Raw genomic sequence first — 22,332 nt, forward strand, 5'->3', positions numbered from 1 at the left:
GTGGTTCGGGCGCGGTTCGTGCCTGATGAGTACGGGCGCTCTCCTTTCCGAGGACGTAGCACTTCTCCCATCCCTGCCTGGCTGAGCCGCCGATTGGGGCGAGTCGGGCCAGGAGATGTACGTCCGAGAAGGAGGAAATATGGAGTCCCAGGTGCGTGGCGGGACCAGATGGAAGCGGTTCGCTGTGGTCATGGTGCCCAGCGTCGCCGCCACGGCAGCGATAGGTGTCGCCCTGGCGCAGGGTGCTCTCGCTGCTTCGTTCAGCGTTTCCGGACAGTCGTTCAAGGTGACGGCGAAGTCGCTCCACGGTGAGGGCTTCGCGCAGTACGGGGCCCTCGACGAGGGCTACACCATGACCGGCCAGAAGGCGCTTCACCCGGTCGCGGTCTCGGCCTTCAAGAGCGCCACCATCCAGAAGATGTGCCAGTCGGTCGTCACCCCGAACCTCCCGGTCATCGGTGATGTGACGCTCCGCCTGGAGGCGGGTGACAGCTCCAACAAGGACAAGCAGGTCCAGGCCGACCGTCTGTACATCGACGTCGAGGACCTGCAGGCCGACGCCGTCTTCCACAACATCGACATCGGTGTTGCCGCCAAGGACGCCAGCAAGGGTCCGGGCATGAAGGGCAACGGCGAGCAGGCCAACCCGTTCGGCTTCGCCCAGCAGGCGGACTCGGCGGACCTGACCGACGTGAAGCAGACGGCGTGGGCGACCACCGCCGGAACCTTCAAGCTCAGCGGTCTGCACATGTCGCTGCACAAGGGCAGTGGCCCGGACATCGAGTGCTACTAAGCATTCACTGACGGGCGGGGGAGCCGGTGGCGCCCCCGCCCGTCCACACTCCGGCCGCGTGTTCACACGCGGCACACATCACCACCACAGCAACGCCGCACCAGGGAGCTGTTTTCCATGAGCGCCGAGACTCCTGCCGCAGACCCCGGTCAGTTCACCCACCGGAGGCTGCAGTTCCGCGCCTGGCGGGGCACCCGGCCGTTCTGGGCCGGCCTCCTCGTCCTGCTCAGCGGCTTTCCGATCATGTACTTCCCGTACGCCCATCTCCAGGTCGGTCATCTGACCCTGGCGATGTCGACGACCGCGGGAGCCGGGTCGCTGATCATCGGCGTGCTGCTCGTCGTGCTCGGCGTCAGCCTCTGGTTCCAGAAGCACGTACGGACCTTCGCGGGCGTCGCCGCGATCCTGCTCGGACTGGTGTCCCTGCCCGTGTCCAACTTCGGCGGCTTCATCGTCGGCTTCCTGCTCGCCCTCGTCGGCGGTGCGATGGCCGTGTCGTGGGCACCGGGCGCGGAGGAGACCGGCACGGGACAGGCGGCCGCTACCGGGCCCTGGCTGGACAAGGGATCGGACGCGGGCACCCTGAGCGAGTCGAACGACCTGTCGGGAACGAGCCCCGCCAACGGGGCGAACGGGAGGCACAGTGCCGGCTGACGAGGTGACCCACGGGGCCGATGTGGACGGGTCCCGTGCGAGATCCGGTCCCCGCCACGCGGCACCCAGGCGGCCGCTGTTCACCAGGTTCCACATGCCCGCCGGCAAGGCGATCGCCTCCGTGGCGATGCCCACCGCCGTCATCGTGGGCATGGGCTTCACATCGACGCTCGCCCTCGCCGACAACAACGGCGGGACGACGTCGAACAGTCAGAAGGCCGCGGAGTACAAGGACTGCGTAGACGCGCTCAAGGACTCCGGGAAGGCCTCGGACTCGCCCTCGCCGTCCGCGAGCGAGTCCACGGACACGGCGACGCCGACCCCCACGGCGTCCGCCGGGGCCACGGACAAGCAGGACCCGGGCAAGACCTCCTCGTCGGATTCAGGTTCCGACGACGAGAAGTCCACGCCCGAGCCCACGGCGACCTCCGGCTCCTCCGGCTCGGATTCGGGCTCCGGATCCGGTGGCGACACGGCGACGCCGTCGCCGTCCGCGAGCAAGAGCAGCGGTGGTGTGCTGGGCACCCTCGGTGACACGCTCGGTGACATCCTCACCGGCGGCAAGACGGACTCCGGCACGTCCGCGAGCCCGGAGCCGTCCGCGTCCCCGTCGACCGGTTCCACCGGCGAGGACAGCACCACCGGCACGGTGAAGGACACGGTCGAGAAGACCACCAAGACCGTCACGGACACCGTCACGGACACCGTCAAGGACACGACCGACACCGTCAAGGACACCACCGACAAGGTCTCCAGCACGGCCGAGGACACCACGCAGGCGGTCAAGGACGCGGCCGAGTCGGCCGTCCCCAGCCCGTCCGCGAGCTCCACGACGTCCCCCGACGACTGCCCGGCCGCCACGGACGACGAGGGCGGCGTCGACAACAAGGTGCCGGTGGCGGACGACCCCTGGTACCTGGACGCCAGCTCGCTGACGCTGAAGGGCGCCGACTACAAGGGCATAGTCGAGGTCAGGACCGCCAACGGCACCACCAAGAAGGTGCTGAAGTACGTCATCTCGGGCGGCACGGACATCGGCGACCTGCACCAGACGGTGAAGGACAAGCAGGCCGGCAAGACGTACCACGTGCAGGCGGCCAAGGGCTCGAAGTCCACGATCACCGGCGGCGACACGGTGATGTACACCGAGAGCATCTCCGGCAACCTGCTGGGGCTGGTCCCGGTCACGTTCAGCCCGGACAGCCCGCCGCCGCTGAACATCCCGCTGATCTACATGACCAAGGTCCACGTGGTCCAGGCGGCCCAGTTCGGCGGCAACCTGCACGTGCCCGGCATGCACGTGTACAGCACCGACTGAGCCTGCGTACAAGCCCGTTCGGGAGCCGCGCACAGAGCTGAGGGCGCCCCCTGTCACAGGGGGGCGCCCTCAGTGCGTGCCGAGACCCTCGGCGGGCGGGTCAGGCGCCCTGGCCGCCCAGGTGGTGCACCCGGACCATGTTGGTGGTGCCGGGGACGCCGGGAGGCGAGCCGGCGGTGATGATCACCGTGTCACCGGGGCTGAAGCGGCCCAGCTTGGCCAGCTCCTGGTCCACCATGTCGACCATCTCGTCGGTGCTGTTGACGAAGGGCACGATGTGGGACTCCACGCCCCAGCTCAGTGTGAGCTCGTTGCGGGTGCCCTCGTCGGTGGTGAAGGCCAGGATCGGCTGGGCCGCGCGGTAGCGGGACAGACGGCGGGCGGTGTCACCGGACTTGGTGAAGGCGATCAGGCCCTTGCCGCCGAGGAAGTCGGCGATCTCGGCGGCGGCACGGGCCACCGAACCGCCCTGTGTGCGCGGCTTCTTGCCGGGGACGAGGGGCTGCAGGCCCTTGGCGAGCAGCTCCTCCTCGGCCGCGCTGACGATCTTCGACATCGTCTTGACGGTCTCGACCGGGTAGGCGCCCACCGAGGACTCCGCCGACAGCATGACCGCGTCCGCGCCGTCCAGGATCGCGTTGGCCACGTCGGAGGCCTCGGCGCGGGTCGGGCGGGAGTTGGTGATCATCGACTCCATCATCTGGGTCGCCACGATCACCGGCTTGGCGTTGCGCCGGCACAGCTCGATCAGGCGCTTCTGCACCATCGGGACCTTCTCGAGCGGGTACTCGACGGCCAGGTCACCGCGGGCCACCATCACACCGTCGAACGCCATCACGACGTCCGTCATGTTCTCGACCGCCTGCGGCTTCTCCACCTTGGCGATCACCGGGACCCGGCGGCCCTCCTCGTCCATCACCCGGTGCACGTCGTTGACGTCCTTGGCGTCCCGGACGAAGGAGAGCGCGACCATGTCGCAGCCCATGCGGAGGGCGAAGCGCAGGTCCTCCACGTCCTTCTCGGACAGCGCGGGCACGTTCACGGCCGTGCCGGGCAGGTTGATGCCCTTGTGGTCGGAGACCACACCGCCCTCGATGACGATCGTCCGCACACGGGGACCCTCGACGTCCAGGACCTTCAGCTCGACGTTGCCGTCGTTGATCAGGATCTGGTCGCCGCGCGAGACGTCGCCCGGCAGGCCCTTGTAGGTGGTCCCGCAGATCTGCTTGTCGCCCGGGACGTCCTCGGTGGTGATGACGAACTCGTCACCCCGCTCGAGTTCGACCGGGCCCTCGGCGAAGGTCTCCAGGCGGATCTTCGGGCCCTGGAGGTCGGCGAGGACACCGATGGCCCGGCCGGTCTCCTTGGACGCGGCCCGGACGCGGTCGTACCGCGACTGGTGCTCGGCGTGGGTGCCGTGGCTGAAGTTGAAACGGGCCACATTCATACCCGCCTCGATCATGGCGACGAGCATCTCGTGGGAGTCGACCGCGGGGCCGAGAGTACAGACGATTTTCGAACGGCGCATGGGGCGATCCTATCGGTTTGTTTCGCTGCGGAATATTCCGTCTGGCGGAAGATACAAATGGGCGGACATGCGCTCAGGCGTGTTACTCCGGTGTATTGCTCAGCTCTTCTTTCCGACCAGCTCGTAGGTCTGTGTCGCGATCTCCAGTTCCTCGTCGGTCGGCACCACCGCGACCGCCACCCGTGCGGACGCGGGCGAGATCAGCCGCGGCTCACCACCGCGCACCGCGTTCAGCTCGCCGTCGACCGCCAGGCCCAGCGGCTCCAGGCCGGCGATCGCCGCCTCGCGCACCGGCGCCGCGTTCTCGCCGACCCCGGCCGTGAACGCGACCGCGTCCACCCGGCCGAGCACCGCGAAATAGGCGCCGATGTACTTCTTGAGCCGGTGAATGTAAATGTCGAAGGCGAGGGCGGCCTCTTCGTCGCCCTCGTCGATCCGGCGGCGGATCTCCCGCATGTCATTGTCCCCGCACAGACCGAACAGACCGCTCCTCTTGTTGAGAAGACTGTCGATCTCGTCCATGGACATTCCGCCGACACGAGTCAAATGGAAGATGACGGCCGGGTCCAGATCACCGGATCGCGTACCCATCACCAGTCCCTCCAAAGGCGTCAGGCCCATCGAGGTGTCCACGCACCGTCCCTTCTCGACCGCGGACGCCGAGGCGCCGTTGCCGAGGTGCAGCACGATGACGTTCACCTCCGAGGGGTCCTTGCCCAGCAGCCGCGCGGTCCGGCGGGAGACGTAGGCGTGCGAGGTGCCGTGGAACCCGTAGCGGCGGATGCGGTGCCGGTCCGCGATCCTCGGGTCGATCGCGTAGCGCGCCGCGGACTCCGGCATCGTCGTGTGGAAGGCCGTGTCGAAGACGGCCACCTGAGGCAGGTCCGGGCGCAGCGCCGTCGCGGTGCGGATACCGGTCAGGTTGGCCGGGTTGTGCAGCGGCGCGACCGGGATCAGCCGCTCGATCTCGGTGAGCACCGCCTCGTCGATCACGGTCGGCTCGGTGAAGAACATGCCGCCGTGCACCACCCGGTGCCCGATCGCGGCCAGCTCCGGCGAGTCCAGGCCCACGCCGTCCCGGGACAGCTCCTCCGCGACCGCCTTCAGCGCCGCGTCGTGGTCGGCGATCGGCCCGTCCTGCTCCCGGGTCTCGCCGCTCCTCACACATGTGTGCTCCAGCCGCGAGGTCTGCTCGCCGATCCGCTCGACCAGCCCCACCGCCAGCCGGCTGCTGTCCCGCATGTCCAGCAGCTGGTACTTCACCGACGAGGAGCCGGAGTTCAGGACGAGGACTCGGGTGGGGGAGGTCACAGCTCGGCCGCCTTCTCGCTGGGGGTCTGGGCCTGGATCGCCGTGATGGCGACGGTGTTGACGATGTCCTGGACGAGCGCGCCCCGGGACAGGTCGTTGACCGGCTTGCGCAGGCCCTGCAGCACCGGGCCGACGGCGATGGCACCGGCCGAGCGCTGCACGGCCTTGTAGGTGTTGTTGCCGGTGTTGAGGTCGGGGAAGATCAGCACCGTGGCCTGCCCGGCGACCTCCGAGCCGGGCAGCTTGGTGGCGGCCACGGAGGGCTCCACGGCCGCGTCGTACTGGATCGGCCCCTCGATCTTCAGGTCCGGCCGCCGCGAGCGCGCCAGCTCGGTGGCCTGGCGCACCTTGTCCACGTCGGCGCCCGAGCCGGACGTACCCGTGGAGTACGACAGCATCGCGATCCGCGGCTCCACCCCGAACCGCGCGGCCGTGACCGCCGACTGGACGGCGATGTCCGCCAGTTGCTCGGCGTTCGGGTCCGGGTTGACGGCGCAGTCGCCGTAGACCAGCACCTTGTCGGCCAGGCACATGAAGAAGACGGAGGAGACGATCGAGGAGTCCGGCCTTGTTTTGATGATCTCGAACGCCGGCCGGATGGTGGCGGCCGTGGAGTGCACCGAGCCGGACACCATGCCGTCGGCCAGGCCCTCCTGCACCATCAGGGTGCCGAAGTAGTTCACGTCCGACACGACGTCGTAGGCCAGCTCCACGGTCACACCGCGGTGGGCGCGCAACTGGGCGTACCGCTCGGCGAAGGCGTCGCGCAGCTCGGAGGTGGCGGGGTCGATCACCTGGCTGTCGCCGAGGTCGATGCCCAGGTCGGCCGCCTTCTTGCGGATCTGGTCGGCCGGGCCGAGCAGGGTCAGGTCGCACACGCCCCGGCGCAGCAGCACCTCGGCGGCGTGCAGCACCCGCTCCTCGGAACCCTCCGGCAGGACGACCCGGCGCCGGTCCGAGCGGGCCTGCTCCAGCAGCTTGTGCTCGAACATCATCGGGGTCACCCGGTCGCTGCTCGGGGCCGAGACCCGGTCCGCGAGGTCCGCGGAGTCGGCGTACCGCTCGAACAGGCCGAGCGCGGTCTCCGCCTTGCGCGGGGTGGCCGCGGTCATCTTCCCCTCCATGGAGAAGAGCCGCCCGGCGGTGGGGAAGCTGTTGCCGGCGACGGAGATCACCGGGGTGCCCGGGGCGAGGCGGGCGGCCAGGGTGAGGATCTCCTCGCTCGGCACCTCGTCCAGGGTGAGCAGCACGCCGGCTATCGGCGGGGTCCCGGCGCTGTGCGCGGCCAGTGATCCGACGACCAGGTCGGCCCGGTCGCCCGGGGTCACCACCAGGCAGCCGGGGGTCAGCGCGGTCAGGAAGTTGGGCAGCATCGCGCCGCCGAACACGAAGTCCAGCGCGTCCCGGGCGAGTCCGGAGTCGTCGCCGAGCAGCACCCGGGCGCCGAGGGTCTGGGCGATCTGCGCGACCGTGGGCGCGGACAGCGCGGGCTCGTCGGGCAGCACGTACACGGGTACCGGCAGCCGGTCCGCAAGCCGCCGGGCGATCTCGTCGCGGTCCTCGCGGTCCACCCGGTTGGCGACCATGGCGAGCACGTCGCAGCCGAGCCCGTCGTACGCCCGGAACGCGTTGCGGATCTCCGCGCGCACCGAGTCGGCGGGCTGTGCGCGGCCGCCCACCACCGGGATCACCGACGCGCCGAACTCGTTGGCCAGGCGGGCGTTCAGGGAGAGTTCGTCGGGGAGCTGGGTGCCGGCGAAGTCGGTGCCGAGGACGAGGACGACGTCGTAGTCCCGGGCCACCAGGTGGAAGCGGTCGACCAGGGTGGAGACCAGTTCGTCGGTGCCCTGCTCGGCCTGGAGCGCGGACGCCTCGACGTAGTCCATGCCGTAGACGGTGGCCGGGTCCTGGGAGAGCCGGTACCGCGTCCGCAGCAACTCGAACATCCGGTCGGGTCCGTCATGGACGAGTGGCCGGAACACTCCCACCCGGTCGACCTGCCGGGTCAGCAGCTCCATGACCCCCAGCTCGACCACCTGGCGGCCGTCGCCGCGGTCGATGCCGGTCACGTACACGCTGCGCGTCACGTGTGCACTCCGTTCCTCTGTCTCGCCGGTCTCTTCCGTGGCACAAAGTCCGTGGCACAAAAATCGCCCGCCCAGGTGAGCGGAACCCTCTTGACAATACCCCCGATGAGGGTTAAGGCGCCCGTCAAGACATCACCCGGTCGGCGGACGTGAAACAATCGGCAGTGGCTCACAGGTACCGACAGCGAGCAGGAGACACAGCACGATGCGCATCGGAGTTCTCACCGCAGGCGGCGACTGCCCCGGCCTGAACGCCGTGATCCGGTCGGTCGTGCACCGGGCGGTGGCGCAGTACGGCGACGAGGTCATCGGCTTCGAGGACGGCTACCGGGGTCTGCTCGACCGTCACTACCGCGCCCTCGACCTCGACGCGGTCAGCGGCATCCTGGCCCGCGGCGGCACCATCCTCGGCTCCTCCCGGCTGCAGCGCGACCGGCTGCGCGAGGCCTGCGAGGGGGCCGCCGACATGGTCGAGGAGTTCGGCATCGACGCGCTGATCCCGATCGGCGGCGAGGGCACCCTGACGGCGGCCCGCATGCTCTCCGACGCCGGTCTGCCGGTCGTCGGCGTCCCGAAGACCATCGACAACGACATCTCCTCCACCGACCGCACCTTCGGCTTCGACACCGCCGTCGGCGTGGCCACGGAGGCCATGGACCGCCTGAAGACCACGGCCGAGTCCCACCAGCGTGTGATGGTCGTCGAGGTCATGGGCCGGCACGCCGGCTGGATCGCCCTGGAGTCCGGCATGGCCGCCGGCGCCCACGGCATCTGCCTGCCGGAACGCCCCTTCGACCCGGCCGACCTGGTCAAGATGGTCGAGGAGCGCTTCGCCCGCGGCAAGAAGTTCGCGGTCGTCTGCGTCGCCGAGGGCGCCCACCCCGCCGAGGGCAGCATGGACTACGGCAAGGGCGAGATCGACCAGTACGGCCACGAGCGCTTCCTGGGCATCGGCACCGCGCTGGCCTACGAGCTGGAGCGGCGCCTCGGCAAGGAGGCCAAGCCGGTCATCCTCGGCCACGTCCAGCGCGGTGGCGTACCCACCGCCTACGACCGCGTCCTCGCCACCCGCTTCGGCTGGCACGCCGTGGAGGCCGCGCACCGCGGCGAGTTCGGCCGGATGACCGCGCTGCGCGGCACCGACATCGTGATGGTGCCGCTCGCGGAGGCCGTCACCGAGCTGAAGACGGTCCCGAAGGACCGCATGGACGAGGCGGAGTCGGTCTTCTAGGGGCCGCCGGACTCCGCTACGGACTCCTGGACTCCACCGCCGTCCAGAAGTTGGCCACGATCCGGTCGAGGAACTCCCGGCCGGACTCGCCGGCACCGCTGCCGCCGCCACCCCAGCCGAGGGTGGCGGCCATGCGCCCCTGATAGTCCAGGTGCAGCTCCCGCAGCACCTCCTCCACCACACGCCGGTCCAGAGGCACCAGCCGCGTCACCGGCCGCACCTGGGCCTGCCAGCGCGTCGTCACCGCGCCGCGCAGCAGGCCGGCGAGCCCCGCCTCGCGGCCCGTGACGGCCACGAAGTCGGCCGGGGCCAGCTCCAGCACCTCCGCGAGGGCGGCCGACCGGCGCTCGTCTCCGCGCCACTGCCCGCTCTCCTCCATCCGCAGATACCCGCGCAGCTCCACACCGACCGCTCGGGCGACGTCCTCGGGTGCGATCCCACGGGCGACGCGGTGCTCCCGCAGGGTCCGGGGACGGCTGACGATCTCTCCCGGAGAACACCACAACACCCCGGCGAGTGCGGTGAGTTCGGCGCCGCCCGGGGCAGCGGTGCCGCGCTCCCAGGCGACGACGAGGCCGGCCGTCACATACGGCAGCCCGTACGAGACCCGCATCCCGTGGGCGACGTGCTCGGGCCCCATCCCGAGGGCGGCCCGGAGCCGGCGGGCGGCCGGGGCGTCGAACGGGGGACCGGGCGGGCCGGCGGGACCGGGACGAGGCGGAGGTGGGCGCACCCGGCACAAGCTAGGGCCGCGACGGCCGGGGTGACTACGGTCGGTTCGAACAGGATCACGGGTGGTGGACGGGCGCGGTTTTGGACGTTCGGCGGATGGGCCGGGCGGTGTCCCGGCCCCGGCGGAAGACGACGGTGGGTGAGGCGACGCGGCCGGAGGCGGCGCGGGCGGGCGGCCGTGCCGTACGGCCACCGGCGGTCACCGGCCCGGTGCCGCTGCCTCCGGAACCCAGCGGTACACCAGTTCCGGCCGGCCCACCTGGCCGTACACCGGACGCCGCTCGGCCCTTCCGGCGTCGACCAGGTGCTCCAGGTAGCGGCGGGCGGTGATCCGCGAGATGCCCACGGCCTCCGCGACGCCGGTCGCCGCCAGGCCCTCCCGGGCGTCCCGGAGGGCGCCGGTCACACGCTCCAGCGTCGGGCCGCTGAGGCCCTTCGGGAGCGCGGCCGGGGACGGCGCGCGCAGCACGGCCAGCGCGCGGTCCACCTCGTCCTGCCCGCTGGCCTCGCCCACCGCCGCGTGGAACTCGGCGTACCGCACCAGCCGGTCGCGCAGCGTGGCGAAGGTGAACGGCTTCAGGACGTACTGCACGACACCCAGCGAGACGCCCTCCCGGACCACGGCCAGATCCCGCGCCGACGTCACCGCTATGACGTCCGTGTGATGCCCCGCCGCCCGCAGCGACCGGGCGAGCTGGAGCCCGTGCACGTCCGGCAGATGCAGGTCGAGCAGCAGCAGGTCGACCGCCGTACGGTCCAGGAACCGGCGTGCCTCCGCGCCCGTGTGCGCCTTGCCGACCGCGACGAACCCCGGCACGCGCCCGACGTACATCACGTGCGCGTCGGCGGCGACGGGATCGTCCTCCACCACGAGGACCCGGATCGTCTGCCGCTCCCCGGTCATGCGCCGCCACCCACCGCCGTGCGCAGCGGCAACCGCACCTCGAACACCGCACCGCCCTCCTCGGCCTCCGTCACCGTCAGCGCGCCCTCGTGACGCGTGACCGCCTGCCGTACGAGGGCCAGGCCCAGGCCCCGTCCGCCGGGCCCCGCAGGTTTCGTCGAGTACCCCCGCTGGAATACCAGGTCCGCGTGGGCCGGGTCGACACCGGCCCCCGTGTCCGAGACCCGCAGCACCAGCTCGGTGCTCCGCGCGTACGCCGTCACCGTCACCCGTGCCCCGCCGGTGCCCTGCGCCGCGTCCACCGCGTTGTCGATGAGGTTGCCGAGGATCGTCACCAGGTCGCGCGCGGGCAGGCCCTCGAGCAGCCCGTCGTCCAGCCGGCTGTCCGCCGACACCACCAGCTCCACGCCCCGCTCGTTCGCCTGCGCCGTCTTGCCCAGCAGCAGCGCGGCCAGCACCGGCTCGCTCACCGCGGCGACCACCTGGTCGGTCAGGGCCTGCGCCAGCTCCAGTTCCGCCGTCGCGAACTCCACCGCCTCCTCGGCCCGGCCCAGCTCGATCAGCGAGACGACCGTGTGCAGGCGGTTCGCCGCCTCGTGCGCCTGCGAGCGCAGGGCCTGGGTGAAGCCCCGCTCCGAGTCCAGCTCACCCATCAGGGACTGCAGCTCGGTCACGTCGCGCAGCGTCACCACCGTGCCCCGGCGCTCCCCGCCCGACACCGGTGAGGTGTTCACCACCAGCACCCTGGACGCCGTCAGGTGCACCTCGTCCACCCGCGGCTCGGAGGACAGCAGCGCCCCGGTCAGCGGGGCCGGCAGGCCCAGGTCCGCCACCGAGCGGCCGATCAGGTCCGCGTCACCCGCGTCGCCCACGCCCAGCAGCTCCCGGCCGCCGTCGTTGATCAGCGCCACCCGGTACTGCCCGTCCAGCATCAGCAGCCCCTCGCGCACCGCGTGCAGCGCCGCCTGGTGGTAGTCGTGCATCCGGCTCAGCTCGGTCGCGTTCATGCCGTGGGTGTGGCGGCGCAGCCGGGCGTTGATCACGTAGGTGCCGACCGCGCCCAGCAGCAGGGTCCCGCCGGCCACCCCCAGCAGGGCGGTGACCTGTTCCTGGACCCGGGCGCTGATCGCCTCCACCTTGATGCCGGCGCTCACCAGCCCGATGACCCGGCCGTCCTCCTCCACCGGGGTCACCGCGCGGACGGACGCGCCGAGGGTGCCGGTGTAGGTCTCGGTGAAGGTACGGCCCTGCCGCGCCGGCGCGATACGGCCCAGGAAGTGCCGGCCGATCTGCTTCTCGTCCGGGTGGGTCCAGCGGATGCCGGACGGGTTCATGATCGTCACGAAGTCGACGTTCGTGTCCCGCATCACCCGCACCGCGTACGGTTGCAGCTCCGCGGTCGGATCGGGGGTGTGGATCGCCGCGCGGACCGACGGGGAGTCCGCTATCGAGCGGGCCACGGCGGTCGCGTGCCGGGCCGCCGCGTCCTCCGCCTGCCGGCCGTCGCTGAGGTAGGTGAACAGCGCGTACCCGGCCACCACCACCGCGATCAGTACCGCCTGCACGGCGAACAGCTGGGTCGCCAGGCTGCGGGGCCGGGGGAGGGACGGGAAGCGCATGTCAGCAGTGTGCCTCTCCATTCAGGCGTGAACTAAATGAACGGAAGGGTGACCGCCCTCACAGGGGCGGGAGATAGTCACGGCATCCCCACCCCGGACGTGAGCCGCACGCCGGTGATGCCGACGAAGACGTCAAGGAGGGCAGCCGTGGCCGCCAGCACCCCCGATACGGCACCTGCCGCACCCCGCGCCAAGCGGGACCGGACCCATTACCTGTACATCGCCGTCATCGTGGCGGTCGCGCTCGGTATCGCCGTGGGACTGATCTGGCCCGATGCCGCGGTCGAGCTGAAGCCGCTGGGCACCGGCTTCGTCAACCTGATCAAGATGATGATCTCGCCGATCATCTTCTGCACGATCGTGCTGGGCATCGGATCGGTGCGCAAGGCCGCGAAGGTCGGCGCCGTCGGCGGTATCGCTCTCGGCTACTTCCTGGTGATGTCGCTGGTCGCCCTCGCCATCGGGCTCGTCGTCGGCAACGTGCTGCACCCCGGGGACGGGCTGCACCTGACCGACGCGCTCAAGCAGACCGGCCACGCTCAGGTCTCCGCCGACGCGCTGCCGCCGGTCGACTTCGTGCTGTCGATCATCCCGGTCACGTTCGTGTCCGCCTTCACCGAGGGCCAGGTCCTGCAGACCCTGCTGATCGCCCTGCTCACCGGGTTCGCGCTGCAGGCCATGGGCTCGGCGGGGCAGCCGGTGCTGCGCGGTGTCGAGCACATCCAGCGGCTGGTCTTCCGCATCCTGTCCATGGTCATGTGGGCCGCCCCCATCGGCGCCTTCGGCGCCATCGCGGCCGTCGTCGGCTCGGCCGGCCTGGACGCGCTGAAGAGCCTCGCCGTGCTGATGCTCGGCTTCTACGTGACCTGCTTCCTGTTCGTCTTCGTCGTGCTCGGCGCCGTGCTGCGGATCGTCGCCGGCGTGAACATCTTCTCCCTGTGCAAGTACCTCGCCCGGGAGTTCCTGCTGATCCTGTCCACCTCCTCCTCGGAGTCCGCGCTGCCGCGGCTCATCGCGAAGATGGAGCACCTGGGCATCAGCAAGCCGGTCGTCGGCATCACCGTGCCGACCGGCTACTCGTTCAACCTCGACGGCACGATGATCTACATGACCATGGCCTCGCTGTACATCGCGGACGCCCTGGGCACCCCGATGTCGGTCGGCGAGCAGATCCCGCTGCTGCTCTTCCTGCTGCTGGCCTCCAAGGGCGCGGCGGGCGTCAGCGGCGCCGGCCTGGCCACGCTGGCCGGCGGTCTGCAGTCGCACAAGCCCGCGCTGGTCGACGGCGTCGGCGTGATCGTCGGCATCGACCGGTTCATGAGCGAGGCCCGCGCCCTGACCAACTTCGCGGGCAACGCCGTGGCCACCGTGCTGATCGGCACCTGGACCAAGGAGATCGACAACGGCCGGGTGCGGCAGGTGCTGGCCGGCGACCTCCCCTTCGACGAGACGACGCTGCTGGACGAGCAGCGGTCCGCCGCCACCGGGCTGCCCGAGCCCCGCGAGGGCGACGAGAAGGAGCTGGCCAAGGCCTGATCCGAGACTCCGGACGCCCGGCCCCGCCTGAACCCGGGCCGGGCGTCCGGCCGACCCCGGGCGGCCGGGTCTCCCCCCGTGACCCGGCCGCCCGGCTCCCATCCACTAACGTGCCGTTCCGGTCGACCGGAACGGCACGTCGGTGCTCGTTCCCGAACGCGGTACGAAAGGCAGGGCACGGGGGATGAAGATCGACTGGGACCGGCGGACCTGCGCGCGCAAGGGCCATGTCACCTACGCGCCGGACGACCCCCGGCTGCGGGTGCGGCTGCACGCCCGGACGGAACTCGGCGACGTCTGGCGCTGCCTGCGCTGCGGCGACTTCGTGCTCGGCGAGCCGCACGCCTCGGGGCCGGCCGAGGACGCACCGCTGGTGCCGCGCGGGAAGGTGCTGCGGGATCTGTTCGTCCTGCGCTTCCTGGCGGTCGAGCGGGCCGTGCGCGGGGTGTTCATCGTGCTGGTCGCGGTCGCGGTGTGGAAGTTCAGCAACAGCCGGAACGCGGTGCGCCGGCTCTTCGAGGAGTATCTGAACGTCTTCCGCCCGGTGTTCCGGCACTTCCACTACGACCTCGACCACTCCCCGGTGGTCGGCTCCCTGCAGAAGGTCTTCGGCTACCGGCAGTCCACGCTGCTGCTGGTGGCGGCACTGCTGCTGGCCTACGCGCTGATCGAACTGGTCGAGGCGGTGGGCCTCTGGTACGCCAAGCGCTGGGCGGAGTACCTGACGGTGGTCGCCACGGCCGCCTTCCTCCCGCTGGAGATCTACGAACTCACCGAGCACATCAGCTGGCTGAAGATCGCCACCCTCGTCCTCAACATCCTCGCGGTCCTCTACATCGCGCTGACCAAGCGCCTGTTCGGCCTGCGCGGCGGACGCCGGAAGTTCGAGGAGGAGCGGCACAGCGCCTCGCTGCTGGAGGTGGAGGAGTCGGCCGGAATGGCGGCCCACGGCCGGTCCTTGCCTTGACGCCGACGTCAACACCTACCGTCGTACCCATGCGAATCGGCGAGCTGGCCGCACGGGCCGGGACCACTACCCGTGCCCTGCGCTACTACGAGACGCGGGGGCTGCTGCCCGCCCGGCGCGACGGCAAGGGACACCGCACCTACGACGAGGGCGACCTCAGGCTGGTGCGCCAGATCCGGACCCTCCAGGACTGCGGGTTCGACCTGGAGGAGACGCGGCCGTTCGTGGAGTGCCTGCGGGCCGGGCACCCGGAGGGCGATTCCTGCCCGGCGTCCCTGGTGGTCTACCGGCGCAAGCTGGACGAGCTGGACGCGCTCATCGGGCAGCTCACGGCGGTGCGGGAGACGGTCGCGGGGCAGCTCGGGCGGGCCGAGCTGGCCCGGGAGGCGCTGGCCGCCGAGTCGCTGGTTCCGGGCGGTCCGGAACCCCTGTGCGAACTGGGAGGGCGGGAGAAATGATCAAGGCTGCGGGTGTGGCCGAGGTGCGGGACGCGGACTTCGGGACGGAGGTGCTCCGGGCGGATCTGCCGGTGCTGGTGGAGTTCACCGCCGACTGGTGCCCGCCGTGCCGCCAGATGGGGCCGGTGCTCAGCGCCCTGGCGTCCGAGCAGGACGGCCGGCTGAAGGTGGTGCAGCTCGACGTGGACACCAACCCCGAGACCACGAACGCGTACAAGGTGCTGTCGATGCCGACGTTCATGGTGTTCCGCGGCGGTGAGCCGGTGAAGGCGATGGTGGGGGCCCGGCCCAGGCGGCGGCTGCTGGAGGAGCTGGCCGACGTGCTCTGAAAGCGGCCCCGCACACCAAAAAATCCCCTGAGCAATTGCGCTCGGGGGATTTCTCTGCGTATATTCAGTGATTCGCGACTTCATTTGGACGAAGGCGCGGTGAAGTTCACTGAGCAGAGTATATCCGGGCGGGAGCGGAATTGTCAAACACCGAATATCCGGACGGTGAATTGCGGCGCGAGCAGGAATTCATCGACGGACTGTACGCGCGCGTCGACGAGCTGCGCGGCGAGGCCGAGACCTCGGTCGAGGACGCCCTCGCGCAGGGCGACAAGCCCATGCAGGCCCGGCTGGAGCGGGACATCCTGGTCGCCGAGCGCTCCGGGCTGCTCGCCGCGCTGAACGCGGTGGACGGTTCGCTCTGCTTCGGCCGGATCGACCTGACCTCCGGTGTCAGCCACCACATCGGCCGGATCGGGCTGCGCGAGGACGACGCCGAGCGCACCCCGGTCCTCATCGACTGGCGGGCCGACGTCGCCCGTCCCTTCTACCTGGCCACCGGCCACACCCCGATGGGACTGCGCCGCCGCCGGCACCTCACCACCGAGGGCCGGACCGTGACCTCGCTGCACGACGAGATCCTCGACCTCGGCGACGCCACCCGCACCGGCCACGAGGACCCCAGCGGCGACGCGGTCCTGTTGGCCGCCCTCAACTCGGCCCGCACCGGCCGGATGAGCGACATCGTGCAGACCATCCAGGCCGAGCAGGACGAGATCATCCGGGCCCCGCACCGCGGGGTGCTGGTGGTCGAGGGCGGCCCCGGCACCGGCAAGACCGCCGTGGCGCTGCACCGGGCGGCCTACCTGCTCTACGAGCACCGGGAGCTGCTGGCCCGCCGCGCCGTGCTCATCGTCGGCCCCAACCCCGCCTTCCTCGGCTACATCGGCGAGGTGCTGCCCTCCCTCGGTGAGACCGGCGTGCTGCTGGCCACCGTCGGCGAGCTGTTCCCCGGGGTACGGGCCAGCGCCACCGACACGCCCGAGGCGGCCGCCGTGAAGGGCCGCGCCGACATGGCCGACGTGCTCGCCGCCGTCGTACACGACCGGCAGGCCCTGCCCGATCCGGTCGTCACCGTCGAGCACGACCGCGAGGTGCTGATGCTGGACGACGGGCTCGTGAGCGTCGCCCGTGAGCGCACCCGCGCCGCCGGGCTGCCGCACAACGCGTCCCGCGAGTACTTCGAGGGGCACATCCTCAACACGCTCACCGAGCTGTACGCCGAGCGCGTGGGCACCGACCCGTACGACGGCGGCAGCCTGCTGGACCCCGCCGACGTCACCCAGATCCGCGACGAACTCGCCGAGAACCCCGAGGTCTGGTCCGCCATCGACCTGCTGTGGCCCCGGATCACCCCGCGGCGGCTGGTCGCCGACTTCCTCGCCGAGCCGGACGGCTACCTGCCCCCGGCCGACGCCGACGCGATCCGCCGCCCGGTGACCCGGGCCTGGACCGTCGCCGACGTGCCCCTCCTCGACGAGGCGGCCGAGCTCCTCGGGGAGGACGACCGGATCGCCAGGGCCCGCGCCGAACGCGAGCGGGAGACACAGGTCGCCTACGCGCAGGGCGTGCTCGACGTCTCCTACGCCTCCCGCACCTACGAGTTCGAGGACAAGGAGGACGGTGACCCGGACGCCAGCGAGGTCCTGTCCGCCCACGACATCATCGACGCCGAGCGGTTCGCCGAGCGGCACGAGGAGGCCGACCACCGCAGCGCCGCCGAGCGGGCCGCCGCCGACCGGACCTGGGCGTTCGGCCACATCATCGTGGACGAGGCGCAGGAGCTGTCGCCGATGGCCTGGCGGCTGCTGATGCGGCGCAGCCCGACCCGCTCGATGACCCTCGTCGGCGACCCCGCCCAGACCGCCGAGGCGGCCGGTGTCGGCTCCTGGGCGGACATCCTCGCCCCTTATGTCGAGGACCGCTGGGAACACACCCGGCTCGGCGTCAACTACCGCACGCCGGCCGAGATCATGGACCTGGCCGCGGCCGTGGTCCGCGCCGAGCACCCGGACTTCGAGCCGCCCAGCTCGGTGCGCTCGACGGGAGTACGGCCCTGGGTGCGGGACGCGGGCGGCGACCTGCCCGGCGCGGTCGCCAAGGCGGTCGCCGAACTCACCCCTGCCGAGGGCCGGCTCGCGGTCATCGCCCCGCGCGAGCTGCACCGGGGGCTGGCCGCCCGGCTCGACGGCGTGACGGCGGGCGCGGAACCCGACCTCACCCACACCGTCGTCCTCCTCGACCCCCGCCAGTCGAAGGGCCTGGAGTTCGACTCGGTCCTGGTCGTGGAACCGGCCCGCTACGGCACCAGCGACCTCTACGTGGCCCTCACCCGCGCCACCCAGCACCTCGGCGTGCTCCACACCGGTGACCTGCCGGCGGGGCTGAACCGGACCAGCCCCTCCGGCGTCTGACGGGCGGCTGGGGGCGGAGACCCTACGCCGGCCGCAGCCACACCGTGGCCAGCGGAGGCAGCGTCAGCCGGATGCTCGCGGGACGCCCGTGCGCGCCCTGCGGCTCCGGCTTGACCGCGTCCGGATTGACGACGTCGCTCCCGCCGTACCGCCCCGCGTCACTGTTCAGCACCTCCACCCACGCCGGAACGTCCTCCGGCACACCGATCCGGTAGTCGTGCCGCACCACCGGCGCCAGATGGGACACCGCGAGCAGCGGATTCCCCTCGGCGTCGAGACGCAGGAACGCGAAGACGTTGTCTTCCACCGCGTCACCGGTGACCCACTGGAAGCCGGCCGGATCGGTGTCCCGCTGCCACAGCGCCGGTGTGGTCCGGTAGCTTGCGTTCAGGTCCCGCACCAGGTCCCGCACGCCCCGGTGGTCGCCCTCGGCGCCGTAGGCCGGGTCGAGCAGCCACCAGTCGGGGCCGTGCGCCTCGGACCACTCGGCGCCCTGGGCGAACTCCTGCCCCATGAACAGCAGTTGTTTGCCCGGGTGCGCCCACATGAAGCCGAGGTAGGCCCGCAGGTTCGCGCGCTGCTGCCACCAGTCGCCCGGCATCTTCGACACCAGCGACCGCTTGCCGTGCACGACCTCGTCGTGGGAGATGGGCAGCACGTAGTTCTCGCTGTACGCGTACACCATCGAGAAGGTCATCTCGTGGTGGTGGTAGCTGCGGTGCACCGGCTCATGGCTCATGTACTCCAGCGAGTCGTGCATCCAGCCCATGTTCCACTTCAGCCCGAAGCCCAGGCCGCCGAAGCCGCTCGGGCCCTGCTGGTGGGTGGGGCGGGTGACGCCGTCCCAGGCCGTCGACTCCTCCGCGATGGTCACCACTCCCGGGCAGCGCCGGTAGACCGTGGCGTTCATCTCCTGGAGGAAGGCGACCGCGTCCAGGTTCTCCCGGCCGCCGTGCTCGTTCGGCGTCCACTGGCCGGCCTCGCGCGAGTAGTCCAGGTAGAGCATCGAGGCCACGGCGTCCACCCGCAGCCCGTCGATGTGGAACTCCTCGCACCAGTACACCGCGTTCGCCACCAGGAAGTTGCGCACCTCGCGGCGGCCGAAGTCGAACTCCAGGGTGCCCCAGTCGGGGTGGGCGGCGCGCAGCGGGTCGTGGTGCTCGTACAGGGGCCGTCCGTCGAACTCCGCCAGCGCCCACGCGTCGCGCGGGAAGTGCGCCGGCACCCAGTCCATCAGGACGCCGATGCCCGCCTGGTGCAGCCGGTCCACCAGGTACTTGAAGTCGTCCGGGGTGCCGAGGCGCGCCGTGGGCGCGTAGAAGCCGGTGACCTGGTAGCCCCAGGAGCCGCCGAACGGGTGCTCGGCGACCGGCATCAGCTCCACATGGGTGAAGCCCATCTCCGTCACGTAGGCGGGGAGCTGTTCGGCGAGCTGCCGGTAGGTCAGGCCCGGCCGCCAGGAGGGCAGGTGGACCTCGTACACGGAGAACGGCGCCTCGTGGACCGGGGTGCCGGCCCGCCGGGCCAGCCAGTCGGCGTCGCCCCACTCGTGGTGCGAGGCGTGCACGATGGAGGAGGTCGCGGGCGGCACCTCGGTGCGGCGGGCCATCGGGTCGGCCCGCAGGGTGCGCGAGCCGTCCGGGCGGGTGATCTCGAACTTGTACAGCTCGCCCTCGCCGACGCCCGGCACGAACAGCTCCCAGATGCCCGAGGAGCCGAGCGAGCGCATCGGGAAGGCCGCGGCGTCCCAGAAGTTGAAGGTCCCGGCGACCCGGACACCCCGCGCGTTCGGCGCCCACACCGCGAACCGGGTGCCCGTCACCCCCTGGTGCGTCGTGATGTGCGCGCCGAGCGCCCGCCAGAGCTGCTCGTGCCGGCCCTCGCCGATCAGGTGCAGGTCCAGCTCGCCCAGCGTGGGCAGGAACCGGTAGGCGTCCTCCGTCTCGTGGACGGTGCCGTCGTACGTGACGAGCAGCCGGTAGGCGGGGACGTCGGTGAGCGGGAGCAGCCCGGAGAAGAAGCCGTCGCCGTCGTCGTGCAGCTCCGCCCGCAGGTCCCCGGAGACCACGGTGACCGCCTGGGCGTGGGGGCGGAAGGCCCGGAAGGCGACACCGCCGGGGACCGGGTGGGCGCCGAGCACGGAGTGCGGGGCGTGGTGCGTGCCGTGCAGCAGCCGCTCGCGGTCACCGGCGTCGATCGCCGGGGAGACCGCCACCTCCGCCGGGCCCGGCCGGTCGGGCGGTTCGGGCCTGCGGGCGGCCGGGATCGCGGCCCGGTCGCCTGTGGGCCTGTCCACCGCGGGCCTGTCCACCGTGCGCCGGTCCGCCTTGCTCTTCTCCGTCTTGCTCTTGCCTGACTTGTTCTTCGAGGTGGCTGGCTTCTTGGGCGTCACGGACGGTTCTCCCGGGCGAGGGTCGGGTCGGACGTGGCGAGGCGGCGGACCGCGGCGAGCGGCACGGGCAGCCACTCGGGGCGGTGACGGGCCTCGTAGACGACTTCGTAGACGGCCTTGTCGGTCTCGTAGGCGCGCAGCAGCACCGGGTCGGTGCGCGGATCGCGGCCCGCGACCTCCGCGTACCCGGAGCAGTAGGCGGACCGGCAGTGCCGTGCCCAGTCCGGCGCGGGCGGGTTCGCCGAGTGGGCGGCGTAGTCGAAGGAGCGCAGCATCCCGGCGATGTCCCGTACCGGCGGCTGCGGCATGCGCCGCTCGGCCAGCGGCCGGGCCGGCTCGCCCTCGAAGTCGATCAGCGACCAGGTGCCGGACGGCGAGCGCAGGCACTGGCCGAGGTGCAGATCGCCGTGGACGCGCTGGGCGGTCCAGGTGTGCCCCTCGGCGGCCAGGTCCGCCAGCGCCTCGAAGGCGGAACGCAGCCCGCGCTCGTACGGCAGCAGCGCCGGCACCGCCCGTACCGCAGCCTCCAGCCGCTCGGTCATGCCGTCCACCAGCAGCCGGAGCTGGGCCTGGCCCAGGGTGACCGTCGGCAGGGCGCGGGCCAGCGCGGTGTGCACCTCGGCGGCCGCCCGGCCGAGTGCCCGGGCCTCGGCGACGAAGTCCTCGCCCTTGGCCAGTTCGCGCAGCGCCAGCTCCCAGCCGTCGTCCGCGCCGTTCAGGAACGGCTGGAGCACGGCCAGGACGTACGGCTCCGGGTCAGGCCCGGCGAGCAGCCACGCCGTCGGCGCCGGCACCCGGTCGCAGCCCTCGCGGGCCAGGGCGAGCGGTATCTCCAGGTCGGGGTTGATCCCCGGGACCACCCGGCGCAACAGCTTCAGGATAAACGTATCGCCGTACACGACGGACGAGTTGGACTGCTCGGCGGTCATCAGCCGGGGTACGAGGCCGCTCCTGATCTCCTGGTCCGGGTCCCGTTCGAACCGCAGCCCGCCGATGCGCGCCCGGGAGCGCAGGGCCTCCAGGAGCACCTCGGCGGGCCGGGGGTCGTACAGGGCCTCGTACACCGTGCGTCCGGCGAGCGGACCCTGCTCCACATGCCCGATCAGCGCGGGCGCCAGCCGGGGCGGCAGCGCCTCGCGCACGCCTATCAGCAGCTGGTAGCAGTCACCGGGGTGCGCCGGCGCGCCCAGTACGGGCGGCTGGTGCACCCGCAGCAGCAGGTGGTAGAGGCCCAGCCGGCCGTCCGGGGGCAGCAGTTCGGTGACGGCCACCTGGGTGAACCCGGTGACCGGGCGTCCCTTGCCCGCGAACCAGCGCTGCCGGGGCAGCCACTCGCGCAGCAGCGGATCGAGCGATGTGAGGAGGTGGCCGGTCGTGCGGTCGGTGCCGAAGGGGGTGACCGTTTCCGCCATGGGCGTCACGTTCCTTTCCCCGGATCGTCGGGGTGTGGTTGTTGCGTGCCCAGGGTGGGGCGGCGGAAACCGCCGGCCGCCCCACCCGGTGGGGACTACGCCGCGTCCCGGCGCAGCCGGAACCAGTAGAAGCCGTGGCCCGCGAGGGTCAGCAAGTACGGCAGTTCACCGATGGCCGGGAACCGCACCCCGCCGAACAGCTCGACCGGGTGGCGCCCGGTGAACGGCCTGAGGTCCAGCTCCGTGGGCTGCGCGAATCGCGAGAAGTTGTGCACGCACAGCACCAGGTCGTCCTCGTACTCGCGCAGGAAGGCGATCACCGCCGGGTTCGAGGACTGCAGCTCGGTGTAGGACCCGAGCCCGAAGGCGGGGTTCTGCTTGCGGATCTCGATCATGCGGCGGGTGAAGTGCAGCAGCGACGAGGGCGACGACATGGACGCCTCGACGTTGGTGACCTGGTAGCCGTAGACCGGGTCCATGATGGTGGGCAGGAACAGGCGCCCCGGATCCGACGACGAGAAGCCCGCGTTGCGGTCTGGGGTCCACTGCATCGGGGTGCGGACGGCGTCGCGGTCGCCGAGCCAGATGTTGTCGCCCATGCCGATCTCGTCGCCGTAGTAGAGGATCGGCGAGCCGGGCAGCGACAG

Annotated in this window: 18 protein-coding genes; 9 read left to right on the plus strand and 9 right to left on the minus strand. The window is 71.4% G+C overall.

Translation table 11 applies throughout. From position 1 onward, the window contains the following. Positions 1-139 precede the first annotated feature (139 nt). From ABZ478_RS30630 to ABZ478_RS30640, 3 genes are all read left to right on the plus strand, one after another. A complete protein-coding gene (locus ABZ478_RS30630; RefSeq protein ID WP_359554245.1) occupies positions 140-793 on the plus strand; it encodes a DUF6230 family protein in 654 nt (217 codons plus the stop codon). Between the two features lie 117 nt (positions 794-910). Continuing rightward, positions 911-1,447 carry a DUF6114 domain-containing protein gene (locus ABZ478_RS30635; RefSeq protein WP_359554248.1) on the plus strand — a complete coding sequence of 179 codons (537 nt, stop codon included), beginning with the start codon at positions 911-913 and terminating at the stop codon, positions 1,445-1,447. Beyond that, positions 1,437-2,765 carry a hypothetical protein gene (locus ABZ478_RS30640; protein ID WP_359554251.1) on the plus strand — a complete coding sequence of 443 codons (1,329 nt, stop codon included), beginning with the start codon at positions 1,437-1,439 and terminating at the stop codon, positions 2,763-2,765. Before ABZ478_RS30635 ends, ABZ478_RS30640 begins: the two co-directional genes overlap by 11 nt. 100 nt (positions 2,766-2,865) lie before the next feature. Here ABZ478_RS30640 and pyk read toward each other — a convergent pair whose 3' ends face one another. The 3 genes from pyk to pta all read right to left on the minus strand — a co-directional run bounded on the left by pyk (position 2,866) and on the right by pta (position 7,691). Beyond that, the gene (gene pyk / locus ABZ478_RS30645; protein WP_359554254.1) at positions 2,866-4,293 is read right to left on the minus strand and encodes a pyruvate kinase; all 1,428 of its coding nucleotides are present in this window, start codon (positions 4,291-4,293) and stop codon (positions 2,866-2,868) included. A gap of 99 nt (positions 4,294-4,392) precedes the next feature. Continuing rightward, the gene (locus tag ABZ478_RS30650) at positions 4,393-5,604 is read right to left on the minus strand and encodes an acetate kinase (protein WP_359554257.1); all 1,212 of its coding nucleotides are present in this window, start codon (positions 5,602-5,604) and stop codon (positions 4,393-4,395) included. Then, a complete protein-coding gene (gene pta, locus ABZ478_RS30655) occupies positions 5,601-7,691 on the minus strand; it encodes a phosphate acetyltransferase (RefSeq protein WP_359554259.1) in 2,091 nt (696 codons plus the stop codon). Before pta ends, ABZ478_RS30650 begins: the two co-directional genes overlap by 4 nt. Before the next feature lie 205 nt (positions 7,692-7,896). Here pta and ABZ478_RS30660 point away from each other — a divergent pair, with 205 nt between their 5' ends. Next, positions 7,897-8,922 carry an ATP-dependent 6-phosphofructokinase gene (locus tag ABZ478_RS30660; RefSeq protein ID WP_359554260.1) on the plus strand — a complete coding sequence of 342 codons (1,026 nt, stop codon included), beginning with the start codon at positions 7,897-7,899 and terminating at the stop codon, positions 8,920-8,922. A 16-nt stretch (positions 8,923-8,938) separates the two neighbouring features. Here ABZ478_RS30660 and ABZ478_RS30665 read toward each other — a convergent pair whose 3' ends face one another. The 3 genes from ABZ478_RS30665 to ABZ478_RS30675 all read right to left on the minus strand — a co-directional run bounded on the left by ABZ478_RS30665 (position 8,939) and on the right by ABZ478_RS30675 (position 12,177). Next, the gene (locus ABZ478_RS30665) at positions 8,939-9,655 is read right to left on the minus strand and encodes a helix-turn-helix transcriptional regulator (protein ID WP_359554262.1); all 717 of its coding nucleotides are present in this window, start codon (positions 9,653-9,655) and stop codon (positions 8,939-8,941) included. Positions 9,656-9,853: 198 nt separating this feature from the next. After that, positions 9,854-10,558 (minus strand): response regulator, encoded by a 705-nt coding sequence (locus ABZ478_RS30670; protein WP_359554264.1) that lies wholly within the window; start codon positions 10,556-10,558, stop codon positions 9,854-9,856. Beyond that, positions 10,555-12,177 (minus strand): sensor histidine kinase, encoded by a 1,623-nt coding sequence (locus ABZ478_RS30675; protein WP_359554266.1) that lies wholly within the window; start codon positions 12,175-12,177, stop codon positions 10,555-10,557. Before ABZ478_RS30675 ends, ABZ478_RS30670 begins: the two co-directional genes overlap by 4 nt. Positions 12,178-12,294: 117 nt before the next feature. Here ABZ478_RS30675 and ABZ478_RS30680 point away from each other — a divergent pair, with 117 nt between their 5' ends. From ABZ478_RS30680 to ABZ478_RS30700, 5 genes are all read left to right on the plus strand, one after another. Continuing rightward, entirely contained in the window at positions 12,295-13,713 is a 1,419-nt protein-coding gene (locus ABZ478_RS30680; RefSeq protein WP_359554285.1) for a cation:dicarboxylase symporter family transporter, read from the plus strand. Positions 13,714-13,897: 184 nt separating this feature from the next. Continuing rightward, positions 13,898-14,680 carry a DUF2127 domain-containing protein gene (locus tag ABZ478_RS30685; protein WP_359554268.1) on the plus strand — a complete coding sequence of 261 codons (783 nt, stop codon included), beginning with the start codon at positions 13,898-13,900 and terminating at the stop codon, positions 14,678-14,680. A gap of 29 nt (positions 14,681-14,709) precedes the next feature. Further along, positions 14,710-15,138, plus strand: a complete 429-nt coding sequence (locus ABZ478_RS30690; RefSeq protein WP_359554269.1) for a MerR family transcriptional regulator — start codon at positions 14,710-14,712, stop codon at positions 15,136-15,138. Then, a complete protein-coding gene (locus tag ABZ478_RS30695) occupies positions 15,135-15,467 on the plus strand; it encodes a thioredoxin domain-containing protein (RefSeq protein WP_359554270.1) in 333 nt (110 codons plus the stop codon). The genes ABZ478_RS30690 and ABZ478_RS30695 overlap by 4 nt, the downstream gene beginning before the upstream one ends. Positions 15,468-15,637: 170 nt before the next feature. Then, complete coding sequence (locus ABZ478_RS30700) at positions 15,638-17,881, plus strand: UvrD-helicase domain-containing protein (RefSeq protein ID WP_359554286.1); 2,244 nt, start codon at positions 15,638-15,640, stop codon at positions 17,879-17,881. Between the two features lie 22 nt (positions 17,882-17,903). Here ABZ478_RS30700 and glgB read toward each other — a convergent pair whose 3' ends face one another. The 3 genes from glgB to ABZ478_RS30715 all read right to left on the minus strand — a co-directional run. Beyond that, the gene (glgB, locus tag ABZ478_RS30705) at positions 17,904-20,273 is read right to left on the minus strand and encodes a 1,4-alpha-glucan branching enzyme (protein ID WP_359554273.1); all 2,370 of its coding nucleotides are present in this window, start codon (positions 20,271-20,273) and stop codon (positions 17,904-17,906) included. Further along, on the minus strand, positions 20,270-21,685 hold the full coding sequence (locus ABZ478_RS30710; RefSeq protein ID WP_359554275.1) for a phosphotransferase: 1,416 nt from the start codon (positions 21,683-21,685) through the stop codon (positions 20,270-20,272). The genes glgB and ABZ478_RS30710 overlap by 4 nt, the downstream gene beginning before the upstream one ends. Before the next feature lie 95 nt (positions 21,686-21,780). After that, on the minus strand, positions 21,781-22,332 hold a 552-nt coding region (locus tag ABZ478_RS30715; protein WP_359554277.1), incomplete at its 5' end, for an alpha-glucosidase C-terminal domain-containing protein.

The organism is Streptomyces sp. NPDC005706 (genome assembly GCF_040631045.1).
In the GTDB taxonomy this organism is placed as follows: domain Bacteria; phylum Actinomycetota; class Actinomycetes; order Streptomycetales; family Streptomycetaceae; genus Streptomyces.

Bases quoted from the DNA above. Each gene is read 5' to 3' on its own strand.
- ABZ478_RS30630 (WP_359554245.1), top strand. From the start codon at position 140: ATGGAGTCCCAGGTGCGTGGCGGGACCAGATGGAAGCGGTTCGCTGTG.
- ABZ478_RS30635 (WP_359554248.1), top strand. From the start codon at position 911: ATGAGCGCCGAGACTCCTGCCGCAGACCCCGGTCAGTTCACCCACCGG.
- pyk (WP_359554254.1), bottom strand. From the start codon at position 4,293: ATGCGCCGTTCGAAAATCGTCTGTACTCTCGGCCCCGCGGTCGACTCC.
- ABZ478_RS30660 (WP_359554260.1), top strand. From the start codon at position 7,897: ATGCGCATCGGAGTTCTCACCGCAGGCGGCGACTGCCCCGGCCTGAAC.
- ABZ478_RS30670 (WP_359554264.1), bottom strand. From the start codon at position 10,558: ATGACCGGGGAGCGGCAGACGATCCGGGTCCTCGTGGTGGAGGACGAT.
- ABZ478_RS30675 (WP_359554266.1), bottom strand. From the start codon at position 12,177: ATGCGCTTCCCGTCCCTCCCCCGGCCCCGCAGCCTGGCGACCCAGCTG.
- ABZ478_RS30680 (WP_359554285.1), top strand. From the start codon at position 12,295: ATGCCGACGAAGACGTCAAGGAGGGCAGCCGTGGCCGCCAGCACCCCC.
- ABZ478_RS30685 (WP_359554268.1), top strand. From the start codon at position 13,898: ATGAAGATCGACTGGGACCGGCGGACCTGCGCGCGCAAGGGCCATGTC.
- ABZ478_RS30690 (WP_359554269.1), top strand. From the start codon at position 14,710: ATGCGAATCGGCGAGCTGGCCGCACGGGCCGGGACCACTACCCGTGCC.
- ABZ478_RS30695 (WP_359554270.1), top strand. From the start codon at position 15,135: ATGATCAAGGCTGCGGGTGTGGCCGAGGTGCGGGACGCGGACTTCGGG.
- ABZ478_RS30710 (WP_359554275.1), bottom strand. From the start codon at position 21,685: ATGGCGGAAACGGTCACCCCCTTCGGCACCGACCGCACGACCGGCCAC.